The following is a 25,814-nucleotide window of genomic DNA, read 5'->3' on the forward strand; positions in this document are numbered from 1 at the left end:
TTCCTGACGCCGCGACGGTCCTGGCCGATCGCGGACTTCCCCCGCTGACGCCCCTTCTCCGGATGTGCACCGTCGTACGTCCTGAGTCCTCGGCGCCGGCTTCCACGCACACCCACGGAGGTAACCATCGTGAGCTTGAATCTCACAGGGAGCAACGACGACGTCGAGGCGACCGATGCCATGGCCCGGGAGGGCAACGACGACGACCAGATGGGTCGCGGATCGCTCTCCATGGCGTGGTACGGCGTCGCGAGCGCGTTCTTCTTCGTCTACATCGGCGCGGCCATGGCCGTCGCGTACGGCACGGTCGACGCACTCATCGGCCTCGTCCTCGCGATCGTCTCGTACTGGCTCATCAACGCCGTGCTCTCGAAGTACGCGATCAACAACCGCACGACCGTCGCGCAGTTCTCCCGGACCATCCTCGGGACGACGGGATCCACGATCGCGACGATCATCTTCGCCCTCGTCGCGATCTACTACGCGGTCTTCGAGGGCTCCATCATCGCCTACGCGTTCATGGCCATGTTCGGCGGTGAGATGTGGATGTGGAGTCTCGTCGTCGTCCTCTACTCCACGCCGCTCGTGTTCGGCGGCGCGCGCCGCTTCATCGACAAGCTCAACGGCTGGCTCATGCCGATCTACTTCTTCGGCCTCGTCGCCGCCGTCGTGTGGGCGGGTGTCGTGTACGGCTTCAGCGACACGTGGATCACCCACGACGTCGGTCCCGTGCCGTTCGCGATGGGCGGCCCCGGCTGGCTCGCGACGTTCGCCGGCTACATGGGCATCTGGATCATGATGATGTACACGATGGACTACGCCGCACTCGGCAAGCGCAAGGACATCACATTCCACCAGAACATCACCTTCGGGTGGCTCTTCTACGCCCTCGCGTACGGCTTCGCGGCCTTCGTGGGCATCTTCCTCACGTTCACGATCCCGGGCGTCGAGGTCTCCGAGACGGGGCTCGCCGGCGGCATGGTCTCGATGATGGGCGTCCTCGGACTCCTCGTCATCTGGGTGTCCCAGACCCGCATCAACACGGCCAACTACTACCTCGGGGCGGCGAACCTGCAGGCGTTCGGTGAGCGGCTGCGGATCAAGCTGCCGAGCGTCGTGTGGCTCATCATCACCGCGGTCATCGTCTACCTGCTCATGCTGCTGCCGATCGTGCAGTACCTCCTCATCGCGCTCGCCTACCAGGGTGTGCTCGTGACCGCGTGGGTGTCGATCGCCGTGACGCACATCGTCCTCTCCAAGCGGCGTCGCGAGGAGCACGCCGCGATCGGCGACCACCACTACCGGGCGTTCAACTCGAACGGCCTCATCGCGTGGATCGTGGGCACCGTGGTGGGCCTCGTGTTCCTCCAGTTCGGCACGATCAACCCCGACCTCGCGGGCGTCGGCGCGACGTGGGGACCGATCCTGACCGTCGTGCTCTCCGCGGCCGTCTACGCGATCCTCTGGCGGACGAACCCGTCGAGCCGCACGGGCCTCATCCGGGTGGTCAACGAGTAGGGCCGCCACCCACGACGGGCGCGGCACCACCGATCCGATCGGTTGTGCCGCGCCCGTCGCGTCGTCGGCGACGGCTAGTACGGTTCGAGCTCCACGAGTCGCAGCGCCATGAGACAGGTCGCCTTGCCGTCGAGCGTGTCGAGCGAGAGCCCGAGGATCTCCTCGATCCGCCGAAGCCGGTAGCTCAGCGAGTTCCGGTGGATGAACAGCTCCTCGCACGTCCGCGACGGTGCCGTGTCGTTCCGCAACCAGGTGCGGAGCGTCGGCATGAGCTCCGTCGCCCTCGTCTCGTCGTGCTCGACGAGCGGCGCGAGGAACGCCTCGGCGGACTCGCGGGCCCCGCGGCCCGCCGCGGCGGCGACGACCGCACCAAGGCCGAGCGGCGGCGCGATGATCGGCCCCTCCGCATGGCGCACGAGATCCAGGGCGTGCACCATCGAGATCCGCAGCTCGTCGATCGTTCGCGTCGGACCCCGGTACACGAGCGGAAGCTGCGGATCGAGCTGGAGCAATTGACGGGCGGCCGCCTCGAAGCTCTCACGCGGCAATTGTGCGAGCGCGATGAAGTCGTCGTCGAGCTCGGCGACCCGGACGTCGTGGAACGCCTCGTGCAGCGCGACGCGCAGTTTCCACGCGTTGGCCGCGTGCTCACCACCCATGCTCGCCACCGTGAGGGAGGTCTCGGTGCGGCGACTGAGCCCGAGTTCCTGGAACGCGTGCGCGACGTCGCTGCGCGTGAAGTCCGACCAGCCGACGCAGTGGTTCACGAAGCGCAGCATGTCCTGCCGGCTGCTCGCATCGACCGTGACCGACCTGTTCAGCTGCAGCGCGAGGATCGACGAGACGGGGGCCAGCATGCGCTCGATCTCCCGCGTCGAGTGCAACAGACGCACTGCGAGCTGGCACGGGTTGCGGAGTCCCATCGGGAGCGGCACGTTGAGGACCTCGGGCGAGGCCGTGCGTGCCGAGCCGGTCCGCCACGTCACCGTCTCCGGGTACTGCGAGATGAGGGAGTCGAAGGCATCGTAGACCGCGACGGGTTGCTTGATCGTCTCGTAGATCGTCGCGAGGAGCGTCGTGATCTCGGCCCCCTGACTCGCGAGCCGGGCGCACTCGTCGGCGAGCTTCCAGCCCACGTCGAACTGTTCGAGCTGCTCGGCCTGCAGGCAGTCCTCGACGAACTTGTCGATCTTGTGCAGCGGAACCGTCGTCGGCACCTCGAGCAGCGGCACGTCGTTCGCGGCACACGCCCGCACGAGCCCGGCGGGCAGCACGCGATGCGCGGGACCGAGCGCGAACGCGACCGCCGAGACGGGCACGCGCGCGAGGCGCTCCACGTAGCCGTCCCAGATCGTCTGCTCGGTGAAGTTCATGCCGATGCCCGACGTGAGGAGCAGCACGTCGGGGTCGAGGTACGGCGTCGGGTCGAGGTGTTCCACGGGAGCGCAGCGAACCACCGGCTGCTCGAGGCGTCGCTGACCAGAGGGCGTCTCGAGGCGGAGCTCGAGCGAGGGGTCCGTCAGCAGGTCGACGACACGCACATCGAACCTCCCTTGCGGTTGCACAATCAGTGCAGAAATATTCTTGCGATTGCATGATAACGCTCGCCGACACGCCCGCGTACCTTTGACGCCATGAACGCACAACGTCGTGACGGCGTCACCGTCAACTCCGATACCGGCGAGGCGCTCGGCCTGCACACGTTCGGCAACGACCCGGCCCTCATGGCCCTGATCGATGTCGCGAACGTCGCCTGCGGATTCCACTCGGGCGATCCCGACACCATCGAGGCCACCGTCGTCCTCGCGAAGGAGAACGGGGTGCGCGTCGGCGCCCACCCGGGTCTGCCGGACCTCGTCGGTTTCGGCCGCCGGGAGATGAAGCTCACGCCCGCCGAGGTCGAGAACCTCGTCCGCTACCAGGTCGGCGCGCTCGTCGGATTCCTGCACAAGTACGACCTGCCGCTCAACCACATCAAGCCACACGGTTCGCTCTACGGCATGCTGGCCCGCGACGAGGAGCTCATGCTCGGCGCGGCCCGTGTCGCGAAGGACTACGGCGTCCCCGTCTTCGGCCTGGCGGGCACGGCACACCAGCGCGTCGCGGAGCGTGAGGGCGTCGAGTTCGTCGGCGAACTGTACGTCGACCTCGATTACGACGCCGACGGCAAGCTCATCATCCTGCGCCAACCGCACGCCACCGATCCCGCCGCGGCCGCCGAGCGCACGCGTCGGGCACTGACCGAGGGGACGATCGCCGCCGTCGACGGCACCCCCCTCACGATCGAATTCGACAGCATCTGCGTCCACTCGGACGCCGCGAACGCCGTGGACGTCACCGACGCCGTCCGCGCGGTCGTCGTCGAACACCGGACCCACTGACCCAATGTCTCCGATTACTCCCGAAGAGAGCGAAGAACAACTATGAGTGCACAGATCATCGCGCCGATCCCCGGCATCTTCTACCGGCGTCCCGCGCCCGACAAGGACCCGTTCGTCGAGGTCGGTGACACGGTCGAGGCAGGACAGACGATCGGCGTGATCGAGATCATGAAGCAGTTCACGGAGGTCCGCTCCGACACCGCCGGCGTCGTGTCGTCGTTCGAGGTCGAGGACAACGGCATGGTCGGGCCCGGCGACGTCATCGCCGTCATCGCCGAGGCGTAGCCCGATCCGCATCGAAGGAGCGCAGACGTGAAGAAACTGTTGATCGCCAATCGTGGCGAGATCGCGGTCCGGATCATCCGCACCGCGAAGGAGATGGGCATCGCGACCGTCGCGGTCGTGAGCGAAGCAGATCGTGGCTCGAACGCGGAGCGTCTCGCCGATGAGACGGTCGTGATCGGCCCGGCGCCCGCGGGGCGCAGCTACCTCAACCAGGACGCCGTCATCGACGCCGCGCGGACGAGCGGCGCCGATGCCGTGCACCCGGGCTACGGCTTCCTGTCCGAGAACGCCGAGTTCGCCGAGCGCGTGCAGCGTGAGGGACTCATCTGGGTGGGCCCGAACCCCGAGTCCATCGAACTCATGGGCAACAAGTCGCGTGCCCGCCAGGCGGCCATCGCCGCGGGTGTGCCCGTACTGGCCGGCACGGAGGGTGCGCTCGACACCTCGGCCGACATCGAGGCCATCGCCGACGAGATCGGCTACCCGCTCGTCGTCAAGGCCTCCGCCGGTGGCGGCGGCCGGGGCATCCGGCGCATCGAATCCCGCGAGGACGTGCGCGGCACCGTGGAGGTCGCGCAGGCCGAGGCGCTCGCCGCGTTCGGTTCGAACGCCGTCTACTTCGAGCGGTTCGTCACGCGCGCGAGGCACGTCGAGGTGCAGGTGCTCAGTGACGGCGAGACGTGCGTCCACCTGGGCGATCGCGACTGCTCGATGCAGCGGCGACAGCAGAAGGTCGTCGAGGAGGCACCGGCCCCCGGGCTCCCGGACGACGTGCGTCGGGCCATGCGGGAGACGTCGGTCGAGCTCGCGCGGCAGTCGAACTACGTCGGCGCCGGGACGGTCGAGTTCCTCTACGACCCGTCCCGCGGCGAGGTCGCGTTCATCGAGATGAACACGCGCCTCCAGGTCGAGCACCCCATCAGCGAGGCGATCACGGGCATCGACCTCGTGCGCGAGCAGCTGCGCATCGCGGCGGGGGAGAAGCTAGGGTACACGCAGGACGACGTCACCTTCGAGGGTCACGCGTTCGAGTTCCGCATCAACGCGGAGGATCCCGACAACCGCTTCATGCCGAGCCCCGGCAAGATCGAGTCCCTCGAGCTGTCGGGCGGCCCCGGGGTGCGTGCCGACTTCGGGTTCTCGGTCGGCCAGGTCGTTGTTCCGTACTACGACTCGCTGCTCGGCAAGGTCATCGTGTGGGCCGCGGACCGCGACCAGGCGCGCGCCCGCGCGTCCCGCGTCCTCGGCGAGACGAAGATCACGGGGATCAAGACGACCGTCCCACTCGCCCGGCGCCTCGTCGACCTCGAGGACTTCGCGAACGCCGAGCACTACACGACCTACATCGAGTCCGTTCCGGGCTTGCTCGGGGAGGAATCATGACGCTACCGGATCACGCACGCTACAGCTGGGGTGGGGACGAGTTCCTGCTCGTCGAGATCGCCCCCGACATGTCGCTCGAGGCGAACTTCATCTCGAACGCGATGGCCCTCGGGCTCGAGGAGCGCGGGCTGCCGGGCATCATCGACATCTGCCCGGCGAACGCCTCGCTGCTCATCCGGTTCGACCCGGACGAACTCGGGCACGAGACGCTCGAGTCGGCCGCACGCGAGATCGAGGCCGAGGCCCGCCGGGCCACGGTCAAGGGGCTCGAGACGCGCATCATCGAGGTGCCCGTCTGGTACGACGACCCGTACACGAACGAGACCGCACAGCGGTTCCGCGAAGGATTCCACCAGCGTCCGGAAGGCTCGGACCTCGACTACGCGGCCGAGGTCAACGGGCTGTCGTCGGCGGACGAGTTCATCCGCCGCCACCACGAGACGCCGTGGCTCGTCTCGATGGTCGGGTTCGTCGCGGGCCTGCCGTTCCTGTTCCAGCTGACACCCCGCGAGCGGCAGCTCGAGGTACCGAAGTACCTGAGCCCGCGCACGGACACGCCGCCGCTGACCCTCGGCTACGGCGGTTGCTTCACGGCGCACTACTCGGTGCGCGGTGCCGGCGGGTACCAGATGCTCGGCATCACGCCGAGCCCGATCTTCGATCCGGAGCAGAAGCTCGCCGACTTCGACGACTTCATGGTGCTGTTCCGGACGGGCGACATCGTGAAGTACCGACCGATCGACGAGGCCGAGTACCGGGAGATCCAGGCGCAGGTCGAGGCCGGCACCTACCGGTACAAGCAGACGCCCGTCACGTTCTCGCTCGACGAGGCGCTCGCCGACCCCGACGAATACAACCGCACACTCCTGGAGGCCCTCGATGTCGCTTGAGATTCTCTCGCCCGGGCTCGCGACCACGGTGCAGGACCGCGGACGATTCGGCTACTACCGGTTCGGCATCCCCCAGGGGGGCGCCATGGACCAGTACGCCGCCGCACTCGGCAACCGGCTCGTCGGGAACAGCATCGAGGACGCCGTGCTCGAGTGCACGTACCTCGGGCCGAAGATCCGCACGGACGCCGACGCCGTCGTCGCCGTGACGGGTTCGCCCGTGGACGTGCTCGTGAACGGTGAGCCGCGAGCCGCGAACGCCCGCATCGAGCTGTCCGCGGGTGACGAACTCTCGTTCGGCGTCATCCGGGCCGGCGCGAAGTTCTACATCGCCGTGCAGGGCGGCATCGACGTGCCGGAGGTCCTCGGCTCGCGCACGACCTACCCGATCGGCAAGCTCGGTGGCTTCCAGGGCCGCGCGCTCCAGGAGGGCGACGTCGTCCCCGTCGGCACCGGTGGGCCCAGCACGCCGGAGCGCCTGGACGAGATCCCGGAGTCGTGGCTCCCCGAGTACTCGCGCGAGGTCGACGTGCGCATCATGCTGGGCCTCTACGACCACAAGGTGACCGAGGAGGGGCTCGCCAACCTCGTGGGTGCCCAGTGGACGCTCACGCCGATCGCGGACCGCATGGGCCTGCGGTTCGACGGCCCGGGCGTGAAGTGGAAGGAGGAGGAGCAGCCGTTCGGTGCGGGACAGGACCCCTCCAACATCACCGATGCGGGCTACGCCGTGGGGTCGATCCAGATCCCCGGCGGCACGCAGCCGATCGTGTTGCACTGCGACGCCGTGTCGGGCGGCGGCTACGGCCAGGCCGGCACCGTCATCAGCGCCGACATGGACCTGTTCGCCCGTATGTCGCCGGGGACGAAGGTCCGCTTCGTCCCGGTCGACATGGCCGAGACGCTCGAGGCACGCGCCGAGAACCGCGCGCGATTCGCCCGCCTCTGGGCATAGCGTCCCGCCCGGACCGCGCGTCTGATCCAACGACGGAGCCCTCGTCACCTGCTGCTGGGTGGCGAGGGCCCCGTCGTCCCGTTTTCGGGCCCCGACTGCCCTGACCGACGGTGATAGGCTCGGGAGGTTGTCCGCCGCCCCCTCACGCAACTGGAGTGCACCGTGCTCGCCGTCCACGACCTCGAGATCACCGTGGGCGCACGAACCCTCATGTCGGGCGTCAACTTCCGTGTCGCCGCGGGCGACAAGGTCGGTCTCGTCGGCCGCAACGGGGCCGGCAAGACGACGATGACGAAGATCCTCGCGGGGGAGGGGCTGCCCTCCGGCGGTTCGATCGAACGGTCCGGCGAGATCGGCTACCTGCCGCAGGACCCGCGCTCGGGAGATCCCGAGATGCTCGCCCGGACCCGCATCCTCGATGCGCGCGGCCTCGGCCGCGTGCGCGCCCAGCTCGACGCGGCGACGGAGGCGATGGGGGCGGCGACGACGGACCGGGAGCGGGACGCGTCGATGAACGCCTACGCGCGCGCCGAGGACCGTTTCCTCGCGCTCGGCGGGTATGCCGCCGAGGCCGAGGCAGCCTCGATCGCGAGCAACCTGTCGCTGCCCGATCGCATTCTCGACCAGCCGCTCTCGACGCTCTCGGGTGGTCAGCGGCGACGCATCGAGCTCGCCCGAATCCTCTACTCGGGCGCCGACACGATGCTGCTCGACGAGCCCACGAACCACCTCGACGCCGACTCCGTCGTCTGGCTGCGCGAGTTCCTCAAGGGGTACTCGGGTGGCCTCGTCGTCATCTCCCACGACGTCGAACTCGTCGGCGAGACCGTGAACCGCGTGTTCTACCTCGACGCGAACCGTCAGGTTATCGACATCTACAACATGGGCTGGAAGCACTACCTGCGCCAGCGCGAGGCCGATGAGGAGCGCCGCAAGAAGGAGCGCGCGAACGTCGAGAAGAAGGCGACCGTCCTGCAGCAGCAGGCCGCCCGATTCGGCGCGAAGGCGACGAAGGCCGCGGCCGCGCACCAGATGCAGCGCCGCGCCGAGAAGATGCTCGGATCGCTCGAGGAGGTCCGCCAGTCGGACCGGGTGGCCAAGCTCCGCTTCCCGACGCCCGCCGCGTGCGGTCGCACACCGTTGCGCGCGAGCAACCTTTCCAAGTCGTACGGCTCGCTCGAGATCTTCACCTCGGTGGATCTCGCGATCGACCGCGGTTCGAAGGTCGTCGTGCTCGGCCTCAACGGTGCCGGCAAGACGACCCTGCTGCGCATGCTCGCGGGCGTCGACGAGCCCGACACGGGCGAGATCGAGCCCGGGCACGGGCTCAAGATCGGCTACTACGCGCAGGAGCACGAGACGCTCGACGTGGCGCGCACTGTGCTGCAGAACATGGTCTCCGCCTCACCGCACCTCACGGAGACGGAGGCGCGCAAGGTGCTCGGCTCGTTCCTCTTCACGGGGGACGACGCGCACAAGCCGGCCGGCGTGCTCTCGGGCGGCGAGAAGACGAGGCTCGCCCTCGCGATGCTCGTCGTGTCGAGCGCGAACGTCCTGCTGCTCGACGAGCCGACGAACAACCTCGACCCGGCGAGCCGTGAGCAGATCCTCGACGCGCTCGCGCACTACGAGGGCGCGACCGTGCTCGTGAGCCATGACGAGGGCGCCGTCAAGGCACTCAGTCCACAGCGCGTGCTCATCATGCCCGACGGCGTCGAGGACCACTGGAACCCGGACTACGCCGAGCTCATCTCGATGAACTGAGCCGGGACGGCCGCCGAGGCGGCCGTCCCGGTGCCGCTCGCGCGGACCCCGTGACGCCGCGGTATCGACGCTCAGCGCTCGTGGGGGACGCTGTCGAGCAGCTCGTCCTCGATGTCACTGTCGGTGGGGCGGCGCCGCTTGCGGCGCTCCGCCTCTCGGCGGCGGGCTTCACGGACCTTCGGATCGTCGGCGTTGCGGTGGCGGTACTCGTTGCGGATGCCGAGCACGAGCCCCGTCGCGGCGATGATCGCGAAGATGATCCACTGGAACGCGTACGAGAGGTGATTGCCCTCGGTGAGTTCCGGTCGCGGCGTGAGCGAGCCCGTCTCGGCCGGGACGGACTCCGCGGCGAGGAGTCCGTACGCGCCCGTGTAGACGCGGTCGGCGCCCAGTCGCTCGGCGAACGTCGGCAGGTGGATCGTCGCGATCTGTCCCTCGGGCGCCGAACGGCCCGGGATCTGCGCCTCGCTCGGCTTCAGGCGCGCGACGACGACGACGGGCCCCTCGGGCGGGGCGGGCACGGCATCGGGGTAGTCCTGCGTCGAGCCGGTCGGGATCCACCCGCGATCGACGATGAACACGCGCCCGTCGTCGGTCCGGAACGGTGTCAGGATCTCGAATCCCGGATACCCCCCGAAGGGCCGGGCCCGTGCGAGCACCTGTTCGTCGACGAGGTACTCGCCGCGCAACTGCACGGGCGTCCACTCCTGCGAGGCGTCGTAGGAGGCGAGGGTGGGAAGGGCGTCGTCGATGGGGACGGGCTCACGGTCGTAGTTCGCGGTGATCCGTGCGTTCTCGACGACCTTCTCCTCGCGTCGCTCGAACTGCCAGTGACTCAGGAATCCGCACGCCACGGCGAACACGACGAGGACGGCGAAGTACCCCACCCAGCGCCTCGTGAACGCGAACCCCCAGCGTCCCGCGCTCACGTGATGGGCAATTCGTCGAGATCGTCGGACATCTCGTGCACGCGCACGAGGATCTCCCGCGACTCGAGGAACCCGCGAAGATAGTCGAGGTGCTCGCCGCACGCGAGCCAGATCTTGATCCGGCCCGGCTCGTGGATGCGTGGGTTGTTCCACTCGATGCGGTACTCGGCGGGGTTCTCGCACCCGGCTCGCGAGCAGATCGGCTCGTCGAAGTCACGCTTGCCGGCACCGAGCCTGGCGAAGAGGTCGAACTCGCTCACGCGGCCTCCGATCCACCGTCGCGCTGTCGGGGCTGTCCGACGACGAGCTCACCGGGCCGTTCGACCGCATCGACGCGGCGGGAACGGATGGCGTTCGCGACGACGACCGCGAAGTAGGGAAGGAAGATCGCGCCCGCCGCGAAGACGAACATCCACGGCCCGCGCACCCAGATGAGGGCGATGAAGCAGGCCATGCGGATGCTCATCATGATGACGTACTTGCGCATGCGGGCACGGCGCTCCTCCTCGACCGTCTCGGGCATCGAGGTGATGTTGGTGCCGTGCTGCTTCATGCGATGCGCTCGTGCTCCTTCGTTCGGCGTCAAGCCTACCGCCGTCGGGGCCCCGAGTGGCCCGCTCGTCGCCCGGCGCGCCCATAGGATGGAGGTTCCGATCAGGAGGAGCACCATGACCGTACGCACCGTTCTCGTGACCGGCGGGAACCGCGGCATCGGCCGCGCAATCGCCGAACAGTTCGTCGCCGACGGGCACCGGGTCGCGGTGACGTCGCGCTCGGGCGAGGGCGGCCCCGAGGGTGCGCTCACGGTGCAGGGCGATGTGACCGACGCCGCCTCGATCGACGCGGCCTTCTCACGCGTCGAGGCCGAGCTCGGGCCCGTCGAGGTGGTCGTCGCGAACGCGGGGATCACGCGCGACACGCTCCTCCTGCGCATGTCGGAGGACGACTTCACGGACGTCGTCGACACGAACCTCACGGGCGTCTTCCGCGTCATCAAGCGCGCCTCGAAGGGCATGCTCAAGGCACGCTTCGGCCGCGTCGTGCTCATCTCGTCGGTCGTGGGCCTCTACGGCTCGCCGGGACAGATCAACTACGCGGCGGCGAAGGCCGGGCTCGTCGGCATCGCACGCTCGCTCACCCGCGAACTCGGTGCGCGCGGCATCACGGCCAACGTGGTCGCGCCCGGTTTCATCGAGACCGACATGACCGCAGCGCTCCCGGAGGCGACGCAGGCCGAGTACCTGAAGTCGATCCCCGCGGGACGCTTCGGTCGCGTCGACGAGGTCGCGAAGGCCGTGCGCTGGATCGCGAGCGACGAGGCCGCCTACATCTCGGGCGCCGTGATCCCCGTCGACGGCGGCCTCGGCATGGGGCACTGACCGCCGGGCGGACCACGAGGTTCCTCCTCCCGACAGAGGCGAACGGCGCCGCGGGCGAACTACCGTCGCACCATGTCAGGTGAACGGGGTCCATTGCGGCCCGGGGCGGGACTCTCGCGACGCGGCCTGCTGGGCGCCGCGTCGATCGCTGCGACGATGCTCCTGAGCGCGTGCGCGCCCGGAACGGACGATGCCGCGAAGGCCGCTCGCACGCCGCCCGCGAGTCCGGCGGCGGTTCCGGCCACGACGACGCCACCGGCGTCGCCCACCCCGCCACCGGTCGAGCGCATCGCACTCCCGCCCGGGACGCTCACGGAGCTCCCCGGCGAGGGGAACCTGCTCGCCTGGACGGCGGACGACGGATCGAGCGCCGACGTGATCGCGAAGTACACGGAGTTCGCGCGCACGACCGGGACCCGCCTCACCTTCTTCCCGAACGCGTGCTACGGGGGATGGGCGCAGAACGCCGACGCCCTGCGTCCGCTCGTCGCCTCGGGACAGATCCAGCTCGGCAACCACACCTTCGACCACGTCGACCTCACGACGCTCGACGAGCGCGGCGTGGTCGATCAACTGCAGCGCAACCACGACGCGATGCACGACCTCTTCGGCGTCGACATGCGCCCCTACTACCGACCCCCGTACGGTTTCCACGACGAACGGACCGACGCCGCCGCGGCATCGATCGGCTACACGTGTCCCGTGCTCTGGTACGGCTCCCTGTCGGACTCCGGCGAGATCACGTCCGAGCAATTGCTCGAGTTCGCGCGCCAGTGGTTCCTGCCCCAGCACATCGTCATCGGCCACCTGAACTTCCCCGCCGTGACGGAGGTGTTCTCGGAGCTCACCGCCCTCATCGCCGAGCGCGGGCTGCGCACGGTGACGCTGGACGACGTGTTCCTGCGCTGACCGGCGGGGCGCGGCGGCGCGCCTCAGCCTCGCAGGCCGAGCAGCGGGAGCACCTGGGAGAGATCGCGCTCCGGCATCGAGACCGAGGCGTGCTCGCGCACGACGGGCTTCGCGTCGAACGCGACCGAGAGCGCGGCGGCCGCCATCATGCCGAGATCGTTCGCGCCGTCACCGATCGCGATCGTGCGCGTCATCGGGACGCCGAGCTCACCCGCCCATGCGACGAGCGTCTCGCGCTTCGTCTCGCGGCCGACGATCGTGCCGGCGACGCCGCCCGTGAGCACACCGTCGGCGACCTCGAAGCGGTTCGCGCGCCACTGATCGAGCTCGAGATCGGTCGCGAGCGGGTCGAGCACCTCGTGGAAGCCACCCGAGACGACGGCGATCGCACCGCCCGCTGCATGGACGCCCGCGACGAGCTCGGGCACCCCGCGCGTCACGGTGACCCGTTCGCGCACCCGGTCGACGTCGGCCAGCGCGATGCCGCGCAGGAGGGCGACGCGGGAGCGCAGCGAGCCCTCGAAGTCCAGCTCGCCGCGCATCGCGCGCTCGGTGATCCGTGCGACCTCGTCGGTCACGCCCGCGTAGTCGGCGACGAGTTCGATGACCTCGTCCTCGATGAGCGTCGAGTCGACATCGAGCACGACGAGGAAACGCGCCGAGACCGGCGCGTCACCCGCGGAACTCACGGTTCGACGATCCCGAACTTCTGGACCACGGTGAGCCCGGAGTCGGTGACCGTGAACCCGCGTCGCAGGTCGTGCTCCCGGTCGATTCCGACCGAGGCGCCCTCCTGCACGACGACGCCCTTGTCGAGGATCGCGCGTCGCACGACCGCCCCGGGACGCACGTTCACGCCGTCGAACAGGATCGAGTCGACGACCGTGGAGCCCGATTCGACCTTGTTCCACGGACCGAGCACGGAGCGCTCGATGTGCGCACCCGAGATGACCGAGCCGAGCGAGATGATCGAGTCGATCATCGTGCCGGTCGAACCGCGGCTGTCGCGCACGAACTTCGCGGGAGGCGAGTTCAACTGCTGCGAGAAGATCGGCCACGACTCGTTGTAGAGGTTGAAGATCGGCAGCGTCGAGATGAGGTCCATATGGGCGTCGTAGAACGAGTCGATCGTTCCCACGTCGCGCCAGTAGAAGCGGTCGCGCGGTGTCGCACCGGGCACGAGGTTGCGGTTGAGGTCGTACACGCCGCAATCGCCGTTCGCGACGAAGCCGGGGATGATGTCGCCGCCCATGTCGTTGCTCGAGGTCTCGTCCTCGGCGTCGCGGACGACGGCCTCGACGAGCTTGTCGGCGTCGAAGACGTAGTTGCCCATCGAGGCGAGGATCTCACCGGGGGAGTCGGGCAGCCCGGTCGCGTTGCTCGGCTTCTCGAGGAACTCGCGGATACGGCCCGGGTCCTCGGGGTCCACGTCGATGACGCCGAACTGGTTCGAGAGCTCGAGCGGCTGACGGATCGCCGCGACCGTCGCGCCGAGTCCCGACTCGAGGTGCGACTCGATCATCTGACCGAAGTCCATGCGGTAGACGTGGTCGGCACCGACGACGACCACGACGTCGGGCTTCTCGTCGTGGATCAGGTTGAGGCTCTGGTGGATCGCGTCGGCCGAGCCGGAGAACCACCGCTTGCCGAGCCGCTGCTGCGCGGGCACGGAGGCGACGTACGAGTTGAGCATCGCCGGGAGTCGCCACGTGTTCGAGATGTGGCGGTCGAGCGAGTGCGACTTGTACTGCGTGAGCACGACGATCTTCGTGATGCCCGAGTTCACGAGATTCGACAGCGCGAAGTCGATGAGCCGGTACTGGCCCCCGAACGGCACGGCCGGCTTCGCCCGGTCCATCGTCAAGGGCATCAGGCGTTTGCCTTCGCCACCGGCCAACACGATTCCGAAGATCTTCTTCTGCCCCATGGCCACAGCCTAGGGGTTGCACGTGAACGTCGACTAGCGTGAGTCTCGTGCGCATCGACATCGTGACTCGCGAATACCCGCCGGCCGTCTACGGGGGAGCGGGGGTGCACGTCACCGAGCTCGTCAAGGCCATGCGACGCGACATCGACGTCGTCGTCCGCTGCTTCGGCGAGGACCGCGACGAACCGGACACCTACGCCTACGACACGCCCGTCGAGCTCGCCGACGCGAATCCCGCACTCGGCTTCCTCGGCGCCGACCTCGAGATCGCCCGCGACGTCGCGGGCGCCGACGTCGTCCACTCGCACACCTGGTACGCGAACGCGGCCGGACACGTCGCGAAGCTGCTGCACGGCGTGCCGCACGTCATCACCGCCCACTCGCTCGAGCCGCTGCGCCCGTGGAAGGCCGAGCAGCTCGGTGGTGGCTATCGCCTGTCGAGCTGGATGGAGCAGGTCAGCTACGAGCACGCGGATCGCATCATCGCCGTGAGCAACGGCATGCGGGCCGACATCCTGCGCGCGTACCCGAACCTCGACCCCGACAAGGTCGTGACGGTCTACAACGGCATCGACACGGAGCGCTGGCACCGGGTGGACGACCCCGAGGCCGCACGCGCGCTCGGGATCGACCCGGATCGCCCCGCCGTCGTGTTCGTCGGGCGCATCACGCGTCAGAAGGGCCTGCCGTACCTCCTCCGAGCGGCGGCCCTGTTGCCGCCCGAGGTGCAGCTCGTCCTCATCGCGGGCGCGCCCGACACACCCGAGATCGAGGCCGAGGTCACCGAGCTCGTGACGGAGCTGCAGTCGACCCGCGACGGTGTCGTGTGGCACTCGGGACACCTCGGGCAGTACGAGATCATGGCGGCACTCAGCGCCTCGACCGTGTTCGTGTGCCCGTCGATCTACGAACCGCTCGGCATCGTGAACCTCGAGGCGATGGCGTGCGGTGTCGCCGTCGTCGGCTCGCGCACCGGCGGGATCCCGGAAGTCGTCGTCGACGGCGAGACGGGCCGCCTCGTGACGTTCGAGCAGCTGCAGGACGGCACGGGCACCCCACTCGACCCCGACGCCTTCGTCCGGGACCTCGCCGCCGCACTCACCGAGGTCGCGACGGACCCGGAGACGGCCGCGCGCTACGGCCGCGCGGGGCGGGAACGGGTCGAGCGCGAGTTCACGTGGGACCGGATCAGCCGCGAGACGCAGGCGATCTACCGCGAGCTCGCCGGGTGAGCCGCCGCGCCGCCCGTAGCCGACCGACAGATAGCCTGGAGCACATGCCCGCCGTTCTGAAGTTCACCGATGTCGTCGTCGTCAGGGACCAGCGCACCATCCTCGATGTGCCGGACTGGTCCGTCGAGGAGTCCGAGCGCTGGGTCGTCCTCGGTCCGAACGGTGCCGGGAAGTCGACGCTGCTCGACCTCGCGTCCGCGCAGGCGCACCCCACGAGCGGCACCATCGAGGTGCTGGGGGAGCAGCTCGGACGCACCGACCTGTTCGAGCTCCGACCCCGTGTCGGGTTCGCGTCGACGGCGATGTCGCGACGCATCCCCGGAAACGAGCGCGTCCTCGACGTCGTCATGACGGCCTCCTACGCCGTCACCGGCCGATGGAACGAGCAGTACGACGAGATCGATCGCCGCCGCGCCCTGCGCGTCCTCGCCGAATGGCAGCTCGAGCACCTCGCCGACCGCACGTACGGCACGCTCTCCGACGGTGAGCAGAAGCGCACGCAGATCGCGCGCGCCGTGATGACCGACCCCGAGCTGCTGCTGCTCGACGAGCCGAGCGCCTCGCTCGACCTCGGCGCGCGCGAGAACCTCCTGCGCTCGCTGTCGAGCTACGCCGCGAACCCGGACGCGCCCGCCATCGTCATGGTGACGCACCACGTCGAGGAGATCCCGACGGGCGTCACGCACGCACTCCTGCTCCGCGACGGCGCGGTGCAGGCGGCGGGCACCATCGACGAGACCCTCACCGACGAGCACCTGAGTGCGACGTTCGGGCTGCCGCTCCACGTCACCGTCGCGGACGGCCGCTACTCGGCACGCGCGACCGCGTAGCTCGGCGGCAGCGGCCGGCCGACGATGCACGTCGGCCGGCCGACGCGTCAGCCGGCGTGCGCGACGCGCCCGAAGCGTTGGACGACGACGTCCTCCGCGATCTCCTCGAGCGCATCGCTCGTGGCGTCCCGCACGGACGCGACGAGGGCATCGCCACCGGCGGCGTGCCCGACGACACGGTCGTCGTCCGACGAGACCTCGGTGACAGCGGGGCCGTGCGGCCGAGCGATGCACTCGTCGAACGCCCGAACGAAGTCGCGCGCCCGGCCGACGTGCAGACCGTCGACATCCCCTCGCACCGACGCGACCGCATGGCGAGCGAACTCGTCCTGCGCCTGTCGCTGGGCGACGGGCCCGCGCCTCCCGACGAGGTCGTCGTGGTGCTCGACGCCGAGCGTCTGTGCCGCGTACTGGACGGCCCCGACGAGTGCGGGGACGAGCAGGCGGGCGACGGGATCGAACTGGAGCGGGGTGAAGCGGTTCGAGAGGCTGAGGCCGGATGCCCCCGAGCCCGCGTGCGGTTCGACCTCGACGCGCACGTCGGATGCCACATCACCCGTCAGGGCGACCGGGCCCGTGTCGACGCTCGCTGCACTGAACGGCGCATCCTCAGGCGGCATCTCGACCGCACGGAGCGCGCGCACGGGCGCCCCCTCACCGGGGCCGCCGACGAGGCGGTCGGCGATCGGCCCGCCCTGGGCATCGTCCGCCGTGCGATCGCTCGCGTCCCGCGCGACGCCGTCGGCCGACGGCATCGGCTCGCCCGCCCCGGTGTGGGGCGCCGGTGGGACGGTCGCCATCGCGCCCGTCTGCGCGAGGGCCGCCTCGGCGTAGCGGGACAGCTCGATCCGTGGCCCGGAGCCCGTGGTGGTGGTGAAGCGATGCGGCTCGGCGCCGTAGCGGGAGGCCTTGCGCCGCGCCTCGGCGCGGGTCCGCGGTTGGCCGGCCTCGACCGGGAACGCGCGGTCGCCGCGCTCGCCGTCGACCGGCGACACGCGCGCGGACGCGCGCGGCTCCCCGGGCGGCGTCGATCGCGATGCGGGGGCCGAATCCGGCTCGCCCCTCGCACCCGAACCGTCCCCGGACGACGGGCACGGTGCCGCGACGATCTCGTCGTCCGAGCCCTCGGTCGAATCCGCCGATGACGTCGGATCCGCCTGCCCGACGGCCTGCGCCTCCGCGATCGACGGCGTCGCCGACGCGACGGGCGACGTCTCCGCACCCGGCGGCCGGCCCGACGACGCGATCCGACCGGCGGGGCCGTCCCCGCTCGTCCCGCCCGGCACGCCGTCGTACCCGATGTGCGGATTCTCCACCGGAGGCGCCTCGCCCGGTGACGGATGGGACGGAGCCGCTCCCTGCCCCCAGGCCGGCCCGCCGGGTGCGGCCTGCGGGCCACCCGTCGCGGGGGTCGTCTGGAAGGGGACCCACTGCGGCGGCCCACCCCACGGTGGCTGCATCCACTGCCCGGGACCGTTCGGCCCCCACTGCTGCGACGGCTGCCCGGGATCGTTGCCCGGACCGCTCCATCCCGATTGACCGACGGGCTGCTGTGCCTGCCCGTTCCAGCCGCCCGGAGCCGCATTCGGCTGCGGCGTCCACTGGCCGGTCGCCCCGGGCGGTCCCCACTGGCCCTGGGCCTGTGCCTGTGCCTGCTCCGGCCAGCCGCCCTGGGGGGCGGCCCCCCAGGGCACCTGTCCCCACGGGCCCGCGGCCGGCATCGTTCCGTGCGACGGATCCTCACCGGCGCCCCATTGGGCCTGCCACGGCTGCCCCTGGCCGGATGGCGTCTGACCGGCATATCCGTGACCCGGTTGTCCCTGCCAGGGCTGCCCCTGCCAGGGCTGCCCCTGCCAGGGCTGCCCCTGCCACGGCTGCTGCCCCTGCCACGGCTGCTGCCCCTGCCATGCCGCGGAGCTCTGCACGGGCCCCTGCTCCGGTGTGGCGGCCGGCGGCGCGGACGCGAGGGTGCGTTGCGCCTCGATCAGGAGCGCGCGCCACCAGAACGGTACGTTCGCATCGCTGCGCGGGTGTTCCGCGAGTTCGCGGCTCCAGTGCTCGGGCTTCGGCCACACGCGGTCCGCGGGGAGCTCCGAGCCGTCGGCACCGCTCTCGTCGACGAGCACGCGCTCGTCCCAGTTCGTCTTGACGTCGACCACTTCGCGGTCGCTCGAGATCAGCAGCGTGATGGAGACCGGGCGCCCCGTTCCCGGATCGCCGAGGGCACCGAACGCGTCGCGGACACCACGCGCCGAGTCGTTGACGGAACGCGGCAACGAGACACGACGTCCCGCGTCGCCGCCCTTGACCTCGACGTGTGCCGGCAACTCCCAGCCACCGATCTCCGACCACACGACACTCGCGGAGCGCCACCCGCTCGGCAGAACCGGCAACAACTCCCGACGGAATCGGGACAGGTGGAGCACCAATTGCGTCCCCGTCGTGCCACCCATCGTCCGCCTCCCTGCGGTCGTCCGACTCGATCCACGGCGGGTACGCCTCCCCGAGTCGACCCCCCGACCCCGACCATGTTAGATGGATGTGGTCGCCGGTATCGAGTCCGGCTGTCACGGGACGCGTCGAACCGCACGGATCCGCACCGACACGCCCACACCGACCCGCACACGAAGCCGCGTGACGTGATAGAGTCGGCCCTTGGCTTGCGGAGACGCCACCTTGTTCGTGCGCTCCGAACCCACCGACCACCCACACCGAAGGAATCTGATGAAGGCAAACACTCACCCCGATTACACCGTCGTGGTGTTCAACGACCTCGCTTCGGGTGAGAAGTTCCTCACGCGTTCCACCCGCACGAGCGACAAGACGATCGAGTGGGAGGACGGCAACGTCTACCCCGTCGTCGACGTCGAGATCTCGAGCGCCTCGCACCCGTTCTACACGGGCAAGCAGCGCATCATGGACTCGGCCGGTCGCGTCGAGAAGTTCAAGAACCGCTACGCGAAGTTCGGCGGCGCCAAGTAGCGGCAGCCGAACCACCTGGCGGTGGCGTCCCCTCGGGGGCGCCACCGCTTTCGTTTTCCCACACGCACGGCCGCGCACCGACGCGCGTCCGCACGCACGCCCGGAAGCCACTCATGCACCTGCCCCGAGCTCTCCGCCCGTTCCGCCACCACGACTACCGCGTCCTCGCCGTCGCCATGGTCGCCTCGCTCTTCGCCGCCGGCATGTGGGCCGTCGCGATGGTCTACGAGGTCATCGAGCTCGGCGGTGACCCCGTCGACCTGTCGATCGTGGGGGCCGCGACGAGCGTCGGCCTCATCGTGACCGCTCTCATCGGTGGCGCGGTCGCCGACCGCCTGCCCAAGCGACTCATCCTCCGCGGCGTGGAAGCCGTCAACGTGCTCGCCGTCGGGATGTCGGCGACCGCGAGCGCCCTGGGCGTCATCGAGATCTGGCACCTCGCCGTCACCGGTGCGCTCCTCGGGGCCGCGATGGGCTTCTTCTTCCCTGCCTACTCGGCACTCCTACCGCAGATCCTCGCACCGGACGAACTGCTCGCCGCGAACGGCCTGGAGGGCATGGGGCGCCCCGTGCTCCAGCAGGCCGCGGGCCCCGCGGCTGCGGGCATGCTCGTCGCCGCGATCTCGCCCGGAACCGCCATCGCGGGCATCGCGGTGTGCCATCTGCTCGCGTTCGTGACGCTCTGGTGGCTTCAGCCCGAGCGAGCGGCGAGCGGTGCGTCATCCGTCGACGAGCGGCACCCCGACGCCGGTCGGTCGGTGCTCCGGAGCATCGGCGACGGGATCTTGTACACGGCGCGGACCCCCTGGCTGCGCTGGACCCTCGTCTGGGCCGTCCTCATCGTCTTCCTCTACGTCGGTCCGTTCGAGGTCCTCACGCCGTTCGTGCTGCGCGACCGTCTCGACCTCGGGGCGGAGGCGTTCGGCTGGCTGCTCGCGGTGAACGGTGCCGGCGGTGCCATCGGCTCCATCACGATGGCCTCGCTGCGCCTCCCGCGCCGCTACCTCACGTGGATGCTCATGCTGTGGGGCTGGTCGATGCTGCCGATCGCGGTGTTCGGCTTCGCGAGCTCGTTCTGGGTGCTCGCGATCGCGGCGTTCGTCGTCGGCCTCGGCGGCGGCGCGGGCAACGTCATCTGGGGGACGCTCCTGCAGCGTCGCGTACCGCACCACATGCTCGGGCGCGTCTCGAGTCTCGACTTCTTCGTGTCGCTCGCGCTCATGCCCGTCTCGATGGCCCTCGCGGGGCCGCTCGCGGCCGTGGTGCCCGTCGAGACGATCTTCCTCGTCGTCGGCGTCGGATCCGTCGTCGTCACGATGCTCGTCTGGTCCGTCGGCCGTCTCGCGCGGGACGAACTCACCGTGGCACTGGACGTCCCGGCCGACGACCTCCCCGCCGACGACGTGGCGGCGACGGCGGCAGCTCCGTCGTCGAGTGCGCCGACGGACACGGGCGTCGGGACGGCGGACGGGCGCGCGGTGCGCGCGTCCGGTCCGGGAACCGGGGCGATCACGATCCCGGGTGCCGATCACGGCGTGTCCGGACTCGTCCGCGGAACCGAGTCACCGGACGACGAGCCCGACGCCGAGCGATCGTGACGTCGCGGACGGGCGCGTCCGGGTCACACGCGCGTGTGACCCGGACGAGCCCGTCACCGACCGGTCACGGCCGTTGCGGCCACCCGCGGTCGGCCGTGAAATCGGGGTCGCGCTGCCGGCGCATGTAGTCCTCGAAGTCCGCCGCCTGCGCCTCGTGCCATTCGACCTGCCTGCGATGCAATTCCTCGAGGGGCAACGCGCCGACCTCGTCCGGGTGCGCGGCGGCGATCGCCTGCGTGACGCGCCCCGCGGCGACCGCGTCGTCGCCCGCCGTGTGCGCGTCGAGCAGTTCGACACCGTAGACGGCCGCCATGTCGACGAGCGTTCGCTTGCCCTTGCGATACCGGTCGACGGCGCGGTCGATGACGAGCGGGTCGACGACCTGCTCGCCGACCACGACGGGTGCGAGGTCGTAGCGGCGGCATTCGGCGGCGAGCAGGCTCAGGTCGTACGGCGCGTTGAAGACGACGAGCGGCACCCCGTGGGTCGCGATCCACTCGATACCCGCCCGGACGGCCGCGACGACCTCGGCCGCCGGCCGCCCCTCCGCCCGCGCGATCTCGGTCGTCACACCGTGGACGGCCGAGGCCTGTTCGGGGATCTCCACACCGGGGTCGGCGAGCCAATCCGTTCCGCGCTCGAGTTCGCCGTCCGCATCGATGAGGCCGATGAACGCCGTCACGATGCGGCTCGTGGCCGGATCGATCCCCGTCGTCTCCAGGTCGAACACGGCCACCCGATCGGTCCAGCTCATGCGCGTCGTCTCCCTCGTGCTGCTCGATGCGTTCGTGCGCCCGCCGTGGAGCGCGTCGTTCCCGGCCGGGTGCCGTGCGGCCGCCCATGGCGTCGTCAGTACACTCTGTCACGATGCACATCCACACCCCGATCGACGCAGCGCTCGCTGCGATCCCCGTCGTGGAACACGTCGCGCCGATCGGCGGGTCCGAGACGGTCTGGTGGGAGTACGGCCCCACCGACGCCGCCCACACGATCGTGCTCGTCCACGGCTTCCGCGGAACGCACCACGGGCTGCTGTCCGTCGTCGCACAGCTCCCCGACATCAGGTTCCTCGCACCGGATCTGCCGGGCTTCGGACGAAGCGGTCCGATGCCGACGGGGCACGGGCTCGACGACTACGCGGGTTGGCTGCGGGAGTTCCTCGGGTACGTCGACCCGACGTGCGAGGCGGTCGCGCTCGGCCACTCGTTCGGCTCGCTCGTCGTGGCCCGCGACGTCCGCGCACTCGCGCCGCGACGGATCGTGCTCGTCAATCCGATCGCCGCGCCCGCCCTCGAGGGGCCGGACCGCGTGGGCACGTGGCTCGCGGTCCTGTACTACCGACTCGGTGCGCTCCTGCCGCGCCGTCTCGGGACGGCACTCGTCACGAACCGCCTCATCACCCGCATCATGAGCGAGATCATGGCGGTCACGCGCCGCCCCGCGCTGCGCGCGTGGATCCATCGTGAACACGATCTGCACTTCTCGGAGTTCGCCGATCGGGACACCCTCGCCGAAGCGTTCCGCGCGTCGGTGAGCGACGCCGTGCTCGCCCATGCGGCCGAGTTCCCCACGGGGACGACGCTCGTCGCGGGGGAGCGGGACGTCATCGCACCGCTCGCGGCACAGCGATCCCTGCACCGCGCGATGCCGGGTTCCACGCTCCACGTCATCGGGGGCGTGGGGCATCTCATCCACTACGAGACCCCGGCCGCCGTCGCACGCATCCTCCGGGGCGTGCTGGACGGTCCGTCCGACAGCTCGGAGGCGCCGTGAAGATCATGTTCGACTGCCGCTACGTGCGCACGGACCGACACGACGGCATCTCGCGCTACTCGCTCGAACTCGTGACCGCTCTCGCGAAACTGCATCCGGTGACGATGCTCATCCACGACGCGCACCAGCTCGAGGTGCTGCCCTCGTTGCCGTTCGAACAGATCTCGAGCCCGACGAGCGTGCGCGAGCCGTTCGTCGCGCGACAGGTGCGTCGCTTCCACCCCGACGTCGTCGTGAGCCCCATGCAGACGATGGGTTCGATCGGTCGCAGCTACGGGCTCGTGCTCACGATCCACGACCTCATCTACTACGTCAACCGGACGCCGCCCCGACAGTTCGCGTGGCCGCTGCGATTGCTCTGGCGGCTCTACCACCTCTCCTATGCGCCGCAGCGCCTCCTGTTGCGGGGTGCCGACCAGGTGGCGACGATCTCGCGCACGACGCGCGAGCTCATGCGCCGCAACCGGCTCACGCGACGTCCGATACCGATCGTCACGAACGCGCCCGACGAACGGTTCCGCCGTGCCGTTCCAGGCCAGCCGCCCGAGCGTCGGAGCCTCGTCTACATGGGGTCGTTCATGCCCTACAAGAACGTCGAGACGATCGCCCGTGCCCTGCACGAACTCGACGGCTGGGTGCTGCACCTGTGTTCGCGGGCGGACGAGGCGACGCTCGAACGACTGCGTGCCCTCGCACCCGACGGATCGATCGTCGCGCACCAGGGGGTGAGCGACACGGAGTATCTCTCGCTGCTCGCCGAGACGACGGCGCTCGTGACGGTCTCGCGCAACGAGGGGTTCGGTCTTCCCGTCATCGAGGGCATGGCGGCCGGCGTCCCCGTCATCTGCAGCGACATTCCCGTGTTCCGTGAGATCGGTGCGGATGCGGCCGTCTTCGTCGATCCGGACTCGCCGTCGGCGCTCGCGCGGGCCGCGCACGAGTTGGAGGACGACGCGGTGTGGGAGGCTCGCGCGCGGGCCGGCATCGCCCGCGCCGCCGACTTCACGTGGGAGGCGTCCGCGCAGAGCCTGCTCGAGGCGTGCCGCTCGGTGCACGAGGTCCGCTCGCGACCCTGAATCGCGCCCGCTCGCACGAGGGCCGGGCGGTGGTCGCTCACCCCACCGCGTTGTCGGTGCGGGCCGCGAGCGCGTCCGCGAGCGCACGCAGGACCTCGCTCGTGCCGTCCTCGATCCGCACGTCCGCGAGTGCATCGGTCTCGGTCGGCCCGCGATTCACGATCCCGACCGGGATGCCGCGTCGCTTCGCGCGGTGCACGAGCCGCACCCCCGTGTTGACGACGAGACTCGAACCGGCGACGAGGAGCGCATCGGCCTCGTCGACGAGCGCCTCGGCGGCCGTCGTCGTCTCGGGTCGGACGAACTCGCCGAAGAAGACGACGTCCGGTTTCAGGATGCCCCCGCAGACGGGACACGGCGGGACGACGAACCGGTCGATCTCGGCGAACTCCGCATCGCCGTCGGGGTTGAGCGGTACGAGGTCGGGATCGGTCGGGAGCCACGGATTGACCTCCCGCAACCGCACGTCGACCTCGGCGCGTGGGAAGCGCGTTCCGCAGTCGAGGCAACTCACGGTGTCGAGGCTCCCGTGCAGTTCGAGGACCCGCTGTGAACCCGCCCGCCGGTGGAGGCCGTCGACGTTCTGCGTCGCGATGCCAGTGACGACGCCCGCACGTTCGAGGTCGGCCAGGGCGACGTGTCCGTCGTTCGGGCGAGACCGGGCGAACCGCAGCCACCCCATCGAGGAGCCCGCCCAGTATCGCCTGCGCGCGTCCTCGCTCGCGACGAAGCGCTGGAACGTCATGGGGGAGCGTCGCGGCTTCGAGCCGTCACCGCGGTAGTCGGGGATCCCGGAGTCGGTCGAGAGCCCCGCGCCCGTGAGCACCGCGGTCGGTCGGTCACGCAGGAGCTCGACGAGTGCGGACGGGGTCGGGACGGGGGCCATGTCCCCATCCTCTCTCGCCGAGCAGGCCCCGGGCCGCGCGGCTGCGACGCCCTCAGCGAACCGCGCCCGGTGCGATCGCTCCACGCCGCCCCGACGCGGTGATGTCCCGAGAGGACGGTGAGCGCGGACGGTGCGCGGATGCGTTGCGCGGATGCGGGAGGATGATTGCATGCGCGTCATCCCCATCGACTCGACCGATCGCGACGACCTGGCCGACTTCGGGAGACTCACGGACGTCGCGCTCCGTCGCGTCCTCGAGCCCGAGGGCGGCCTGTACCTCGCCGAGTCACCGAAGGTCATCGAGCGCGCGATCAGGGCCGGGCACCGACCGCGCGCGGTGCTCCTGCAGGAGTCGTGGCTCGACGACGTCGCGCCGCTGCTCGCCGCGTTCCCCGACGTACCGGTGTACGTCGGGACGAGCGAGGTGCTCGAATCGCTCACGGGATTCCGCATGCACCGGGGGGCGCTCGCGTCGATGCACCGCCCCGAGCTGCCCGCACCGGGGGAGCTGCTCCGCGACGCGCACACCGTGCTCGTGCTCGAGGACGTCGTCGACCACACGAACGTGTGTGGTCCCAAACTAGCCCATCCGGAACCCGCCGCCGCGCCTCGCAGACGCAGTCGGATCGCGGTGCTGGAGGGGCTCGTTGACCATACCAACGTCGGCAGCGCCTTCCGTAATGCAGCCGCCTTGGGCCTCGATGCGGTGCTGGTGTCTCCGACCTGCGCTGACCCGCTGTACCGGCGCTCGGTACGGGTCTCGATGGGCACGGTCTTCCAAGTGCCGTGGACACGGATCCCCGATTGGACAAAGGGCATTGCGGAGCTCAAGGCGGCTGGCTATGTCCTGGCCGGCATGACGTTGGGGGAAGGCGCGATCACCCTCGACGAGCTGGTGGCCGAAGATCACGAGAAGCTCGCTCTCGTGTTCGGCACCGAAGGCCACGGCATCACCGCGGAGACTGATGCACTGCTCGACCGCCGGGTCACGATCCCGATGATGGGCGGAGTCGACTCGTTGAACGTGACGGCAGCCGCCGCCGTGGCGTTCTACGCGACGCGGTGATGATGCGAGAAGCCCGAGTGTCAGTGGCACCCGATATCGTAAGAGCAAACA

General features: G+C 70.0%; 25 protein-coding genes. 16 read left to right on the top strand and 9 right to left on the bottom strand.

Annotated features, from left to right (window positions below):
- The first annotated feature begins 129 nt into the window (after positions 1-129).
- The gene (locus HNR16_RS07105) at positions 130-1,518 is read left to right on the top strand and encodes a purine-cytosine permease family protein (RefSeq protein ID WP_158040246.1); all 1,389 of its coding nucleotides are present in this window, start codon (positions 130-132) and stop codon (positions 1,516-1,518) included.
- 74 nt (positions 1,519-1,592) lie between these two features.
- Here the strand turns inward: HNR16_RS07105 and HNR16_RS07110 are convergent, their stop codons facing one another.
- On the bottom strand, positions 1,593-3,059 hold the full coding sequence (locus tag HNR16_RS07110) for a PucR family transcriptional regulator (protein WP_179558147.1): 1,467 nt from the start codon (positions 3,057-3,059) through the stop codon (positions 1,593-1,595).
- Between the two features lie 93 nt (positions 3,060-3,152).
- Here HNR16_RS07110 and pxpA point away from each other — a divergent pair, with 93 nt between their 5' ends.
- From pxpA to HNR16_RS07140, 6 genes are all read left to right on the top strand, one after another.
- A complete protein-coding gene (gene pxpA / locus HNR16_RS07115; RefSeq protein ID WP_158040244.1) occupies positions 3,153-3,899 on the top strand; it encodes a 5-oxoprolinase subunit PxpA in 747 nt (248 codons plus the stop codon).
- Between the two features lie 42 nt (positions 3,900-3,941).
- Positions 3,942-4,184 (top strand): acetyl-CoA carboxylase, encoded by a 243-nt coding sequence (locus tag HNR16_RS07120; RefSeq protein WP_158040243.1) that lies wholly within the window; start codon positions 3,942-3,944, stop codon positions 4,182-4,184.
- A gap of 27 nt (positions 4,185-4,211) precedes the next feature.
- Positions 4,212-5,567 carry an acetyl-CoA carboxylase biotin carboxylase subunit gene (locus tag HNR16_RS07125; RefSeq protein WP_158040242.1) on the top strand — a complete coding sequence of 452 codons (1,356 nt, stop codon included), beginning with the start codon at positions 4,212-4,214 and terminating at the stop codon, positions 5,565-5,567.
- Positions 5,564-6,457, top strand: coding sequence for a 5-oxoprolinase subunit B family protein (locus HNR16_RS07130; protein ID WP_158040241.1), 894 nt, complete (start codon positions 5,564-5,566; stop codon positions 6,455-6,457). The genes HNR16_RS07125 and HNR16_RS07130 overlap by 4 nt, the downstream gene beginning before the upstream one ends.
- Positions 6,447-7,412, top strand: coding sequence for a 5-oxoprolinase subunit C family protein (locus HNR16_RS07135; RefSeq protein WP_158040240.1), 966 nt, complete (start codon positions 6,447-6,449; stop codon positions 7,410-7,412). The genes HNR16_RS07130 and HNR16_RS07135 overlap by 11 nt, the downstream gene beginning before the upstream one ends.
- Before the next feature lie 162 nt (positions 7,413-7,574).
- Positions 7,575-9,176 (top strand): ABC-F family ATP-binding cassette domain-containing protein, encoded by a 1,602-nt coding sequence (locus HNR16_RS07140; RefSeq protein ID WP_158040239.1) that lies wholly within the window; start codon positions 7,575-7,577, stop codon positions 9,174-9,176.
- Between the two features lie 71 nt (positions 9,177-9,247).
- Here the strand turns inward: HNR16_RS07140 and HNR16_RS07145 are convergent, their stop codons facing one another.
- From HNR16_RS07145 to HNR16_RS07155, 3 genes are read right to left on the bottom strand one after another with little or no spacing between them, the layout of a single operon-like run.
- Positions 9,248-10,105, bottom strand: coding sequence for an SURF1 family cytochrome oxidase biogenesis protein (locus HNR16_RS07145; RefSeq protein ID WP_225737823.1), 858 nt, complete (start codon positions 10,103-10,105; stop codon positions 9,248-9,250).
- Positions 10,102-10,365: a hypothetical protein gene (locus tag HNR16_RS07150; protein WP_218868760.1), complete on the bottom strand. Its 264-nt coding sequence runs from the start codon at positions 10,363-10,365 to the stop codon at positions 10,102-10,104. Before HNR16_RS07150 ends, HNR16_RS07145 begins: the two co-directional genes overlap by 4 nt.
- A complete protein-coding gene (locus tag HNR16_RS07155) occupies positions 10,362-10,658 on the bottom strand; it encodes a DUF3099 domain-containing protein (protein WP_179558148.1) in 297 nt (98 codons plus the stop codon). Before HNR16_RS07155 ends, HNR16_RS07150 begins: the two co-directional genes overlap by 4 nt.
- A 115-nt stretch (positions 10,659-10,773) precedes the next feature.
- On the opposite strand from HNR16_RS07155, the gene HNR16_RS07160 reads away from it, so the two are divergent.
- Both HNR16_RS07160 and HNR16_RS07165 read left to right on the top strand, forming a co-directional pair.
- Entirely contained in the window at positions 10,774-11,484 is a 711-nt protein-coding gene (locus HNR16_RS07160) for a beta-ketoacyl-ACP reductase (protein WP_158040237.1), read from the top strand.
- Positions 11,485-11,556: 72 nt separating this feature from the next.
- Positions 11,557-12,393, top strand: a complete 837-nt coding sequence (locus HNR16_RS07165) for a polysaccharide deacetylase family protein (RefSeq protein ID WP_179558149.1) — start codon at positions 11,557-11,559, stop codon at positions 12,391-12,393.
- Between the two features lie 23 nt (positions 12,394-12,416).
- On the opposite strand, the gene serB is transcribed toward HNR16_RS07165, so the two are convergent.
- Together serB and HNR16_RS07175 are read right to left on the bottom strand one after the other, a co-directional pair.
- Entirely contained in the window at positions 12,417-13,082 is a 666-nt protein-coding gene (gene serB, locus HNR16_RS07170) for a phosphoserine phosphatase SerB (RefSeq protein WP_158040236.1), read from the bottom strand.
- Positions 13,079-14,320: a glucose-1-phosphate adenylyltransferase gene (locus HNR16_RS07175; RefSeq protein ID WP_158040235.1), complete on the bottom strand. Its 1,242-nt coding sequence runs from the start codon at positions 14,318-14,320 to the stop codon at positions 13,079-13,081. The genes serB and HNR16_RS07175 overlap by 4 nt, the downstream gene beginning before the upstream one ends.
- A 47-nt stretch (positions 14,321-14,367) precedes the next feature.
- Here HNR16_RS07175 and glgA point away from each other — a divergent pair, with 47 nt between their 5' ends.
- Both glgA and HNR16_RS07185 read left to right on the top strand, forming a co-directional pair.
- On the top strand, positions 14,368-15,552 hold the full coding sequence (glgA, locus tag HNR16_RS07180) for a glycogen synthase (RefSeq protein WP_158040234.1): 1,185 nt from the start codon (positions 14,368-14,370) through the stop codon (positions 15,550-15,552).
- Between the two features lie 44 nt (positions 15,553-15,596).
- Positions 15,597-16,382 (top strand): ABC transporter ATP-binding protein, encoded by a 786-nt coding sequence (locus HNR16_RS07185; RefSeq protein WP_158040233.1) that lies wholly within the window; start codon positions 15,597-15,599, stop codon positions 16,380-16,382.
- A gap of 47 nt (positions 16,383-16,429) precedes the next feature.
- On the opposite strand, the gene HNR16_RS07190 is transcribed toward HNR16_RS07185, so the two are convergent.
- On the bottom strand, positions 16,430-18,835 hold the full coding sequence (locus HNR16_RS07190) for a hypothetical protein (protein WP_179558150.1): 2,406 nt from the start codon (positions 18,833-18,835) through the stop codon (positions 16,430-16,432).
- 271 nt (positions 18,836-19,106) lie between these two features.
- Between HNR16_RS07190 and HNR16_RS07195 the strand changes: the two genes are divergently transcribed.
- Together HNR16_RS07195 and HNR16_RS07200 are read left to right on the top strand one after the other, a co-directional pair.
- Positions 19,107-19,364: a type B 50S ribosomal protein L31 gene (locus HNR16_RS07195; RefSeq protein ID WP_158040231.1), complete on the top strand. Its 258-nt coding sequence runs from the start codon at positions 19,107-19,109 to the stop codon at positions 19,362-19,364.
- Positions 19,365-19,477: 113 nt separating this feature from the next.
- Positions 19,478-20,962: an MFS transporter gene (locus HNR16_RS07200; protein ID WP_158040230.1), complete on the top strand. Its 1,485-nt coding sequence runs from the start codon at positions 19,478-19,480 to the stop codon at positions 20,960-20,962.
- A 64-nt stretch (positions 20,963-21,026) separates the two neighbouring features.
- On the opposite strand, the gene HNR16_RS07205 is transcribed toward HNR16_RS07200, so the two are convergent.
- Positions 21,027-21,716, bottom strand: a complete 690-nt coding sequence (locus HNR16_RS07205) for an exonuclease domain-containing protein (RefSeq protein WP_158040229.1) — start codon at positions 21,714-21,716, stop codon at positions 21,027-21,029.
- Positions 21,717-21,829: 113 nt separating this feature from the next.
- On the opposite strand from HNR16_RS07205, the gene HNR16_RS07210 reads away from it, so the two are divergent.
- Together HNR16_RS07210 and HNR16_RS07215 are read left to right on the top strand one after the other, a co-directional pair.
- Positions 21,830-22,735: an alpha/beta fold hydrolase gene (locus tag HNR16_RS07210; protein WP_158040228.1), complete on the top strand. Its 906-nt coding sequence runs from the start codon at positions 21,830-21,832 to the stop codon at positions 22,733-22,735.
- Between the two features lie 5 nt (positions 22,736-22,740).
- Positions 22,741-23,811 carry a glycosyltransferase family 4 protein gene (locus HNR16_RS07215; RefSeq protein ID WP_218868602.1) on the top strand — a complete coding sequence of 357 codons (1,071 nt, stop codon included), beginning with the start codon at positions 22,741-22,743 and terminating at the stop codon, positions 23,809-23,811.
- A gap of 37 nt (positions 23,812-23,848) precedes the next feature.
- Here HNR16_RS07215 and HNR16_RS07220 read toward each other — a convergent pair whose 3' ends face one another.
- Positions 23,849-24,697 (bottom strand): Sir2 family NAD-dependent protein deacetylase, encoded by an 849-nt coding sequence (locus tag HNR16_RS07220; RefSeq protein ID WP_158040226.1) that lies wholly within the window; start codon positions 24,695-24,697, stop codon positions 23,849-23,851.
- A gap of 169 nt (positions 24,698-24,866) precedes the next feature.
- Here HNR16_RS07220 and HNR16_RS07225 point away from each other — a divergent pair, with 169 nt between their 5' ends.
- Positions 24,867-25,763 carry a TrmH family RNA methyltransferase gene (locus HNR16_RS07225; RefSeq protein ID WP_158040225.1) on the top strand — a complete coding sequence of 299 codons (897 nt, stop codon included), beginning with the start codon at positions 24,867-24,869 and terminating at the stop codon, positions 25,761-25,763.
- Positions 25,764-25,814: the final 51 nt, after the last annotated feature.

It is taken from the genome of Pseudoclavibacter chungangensis (assembly GCF_013410545.1).
Lineage (GTDB): Bacteria > Actinomycetota > Actinomycetes > Actinomycetales > Microbacteriaceae > Pseudoclavibacter > Pseudoclavibacter chungangensis.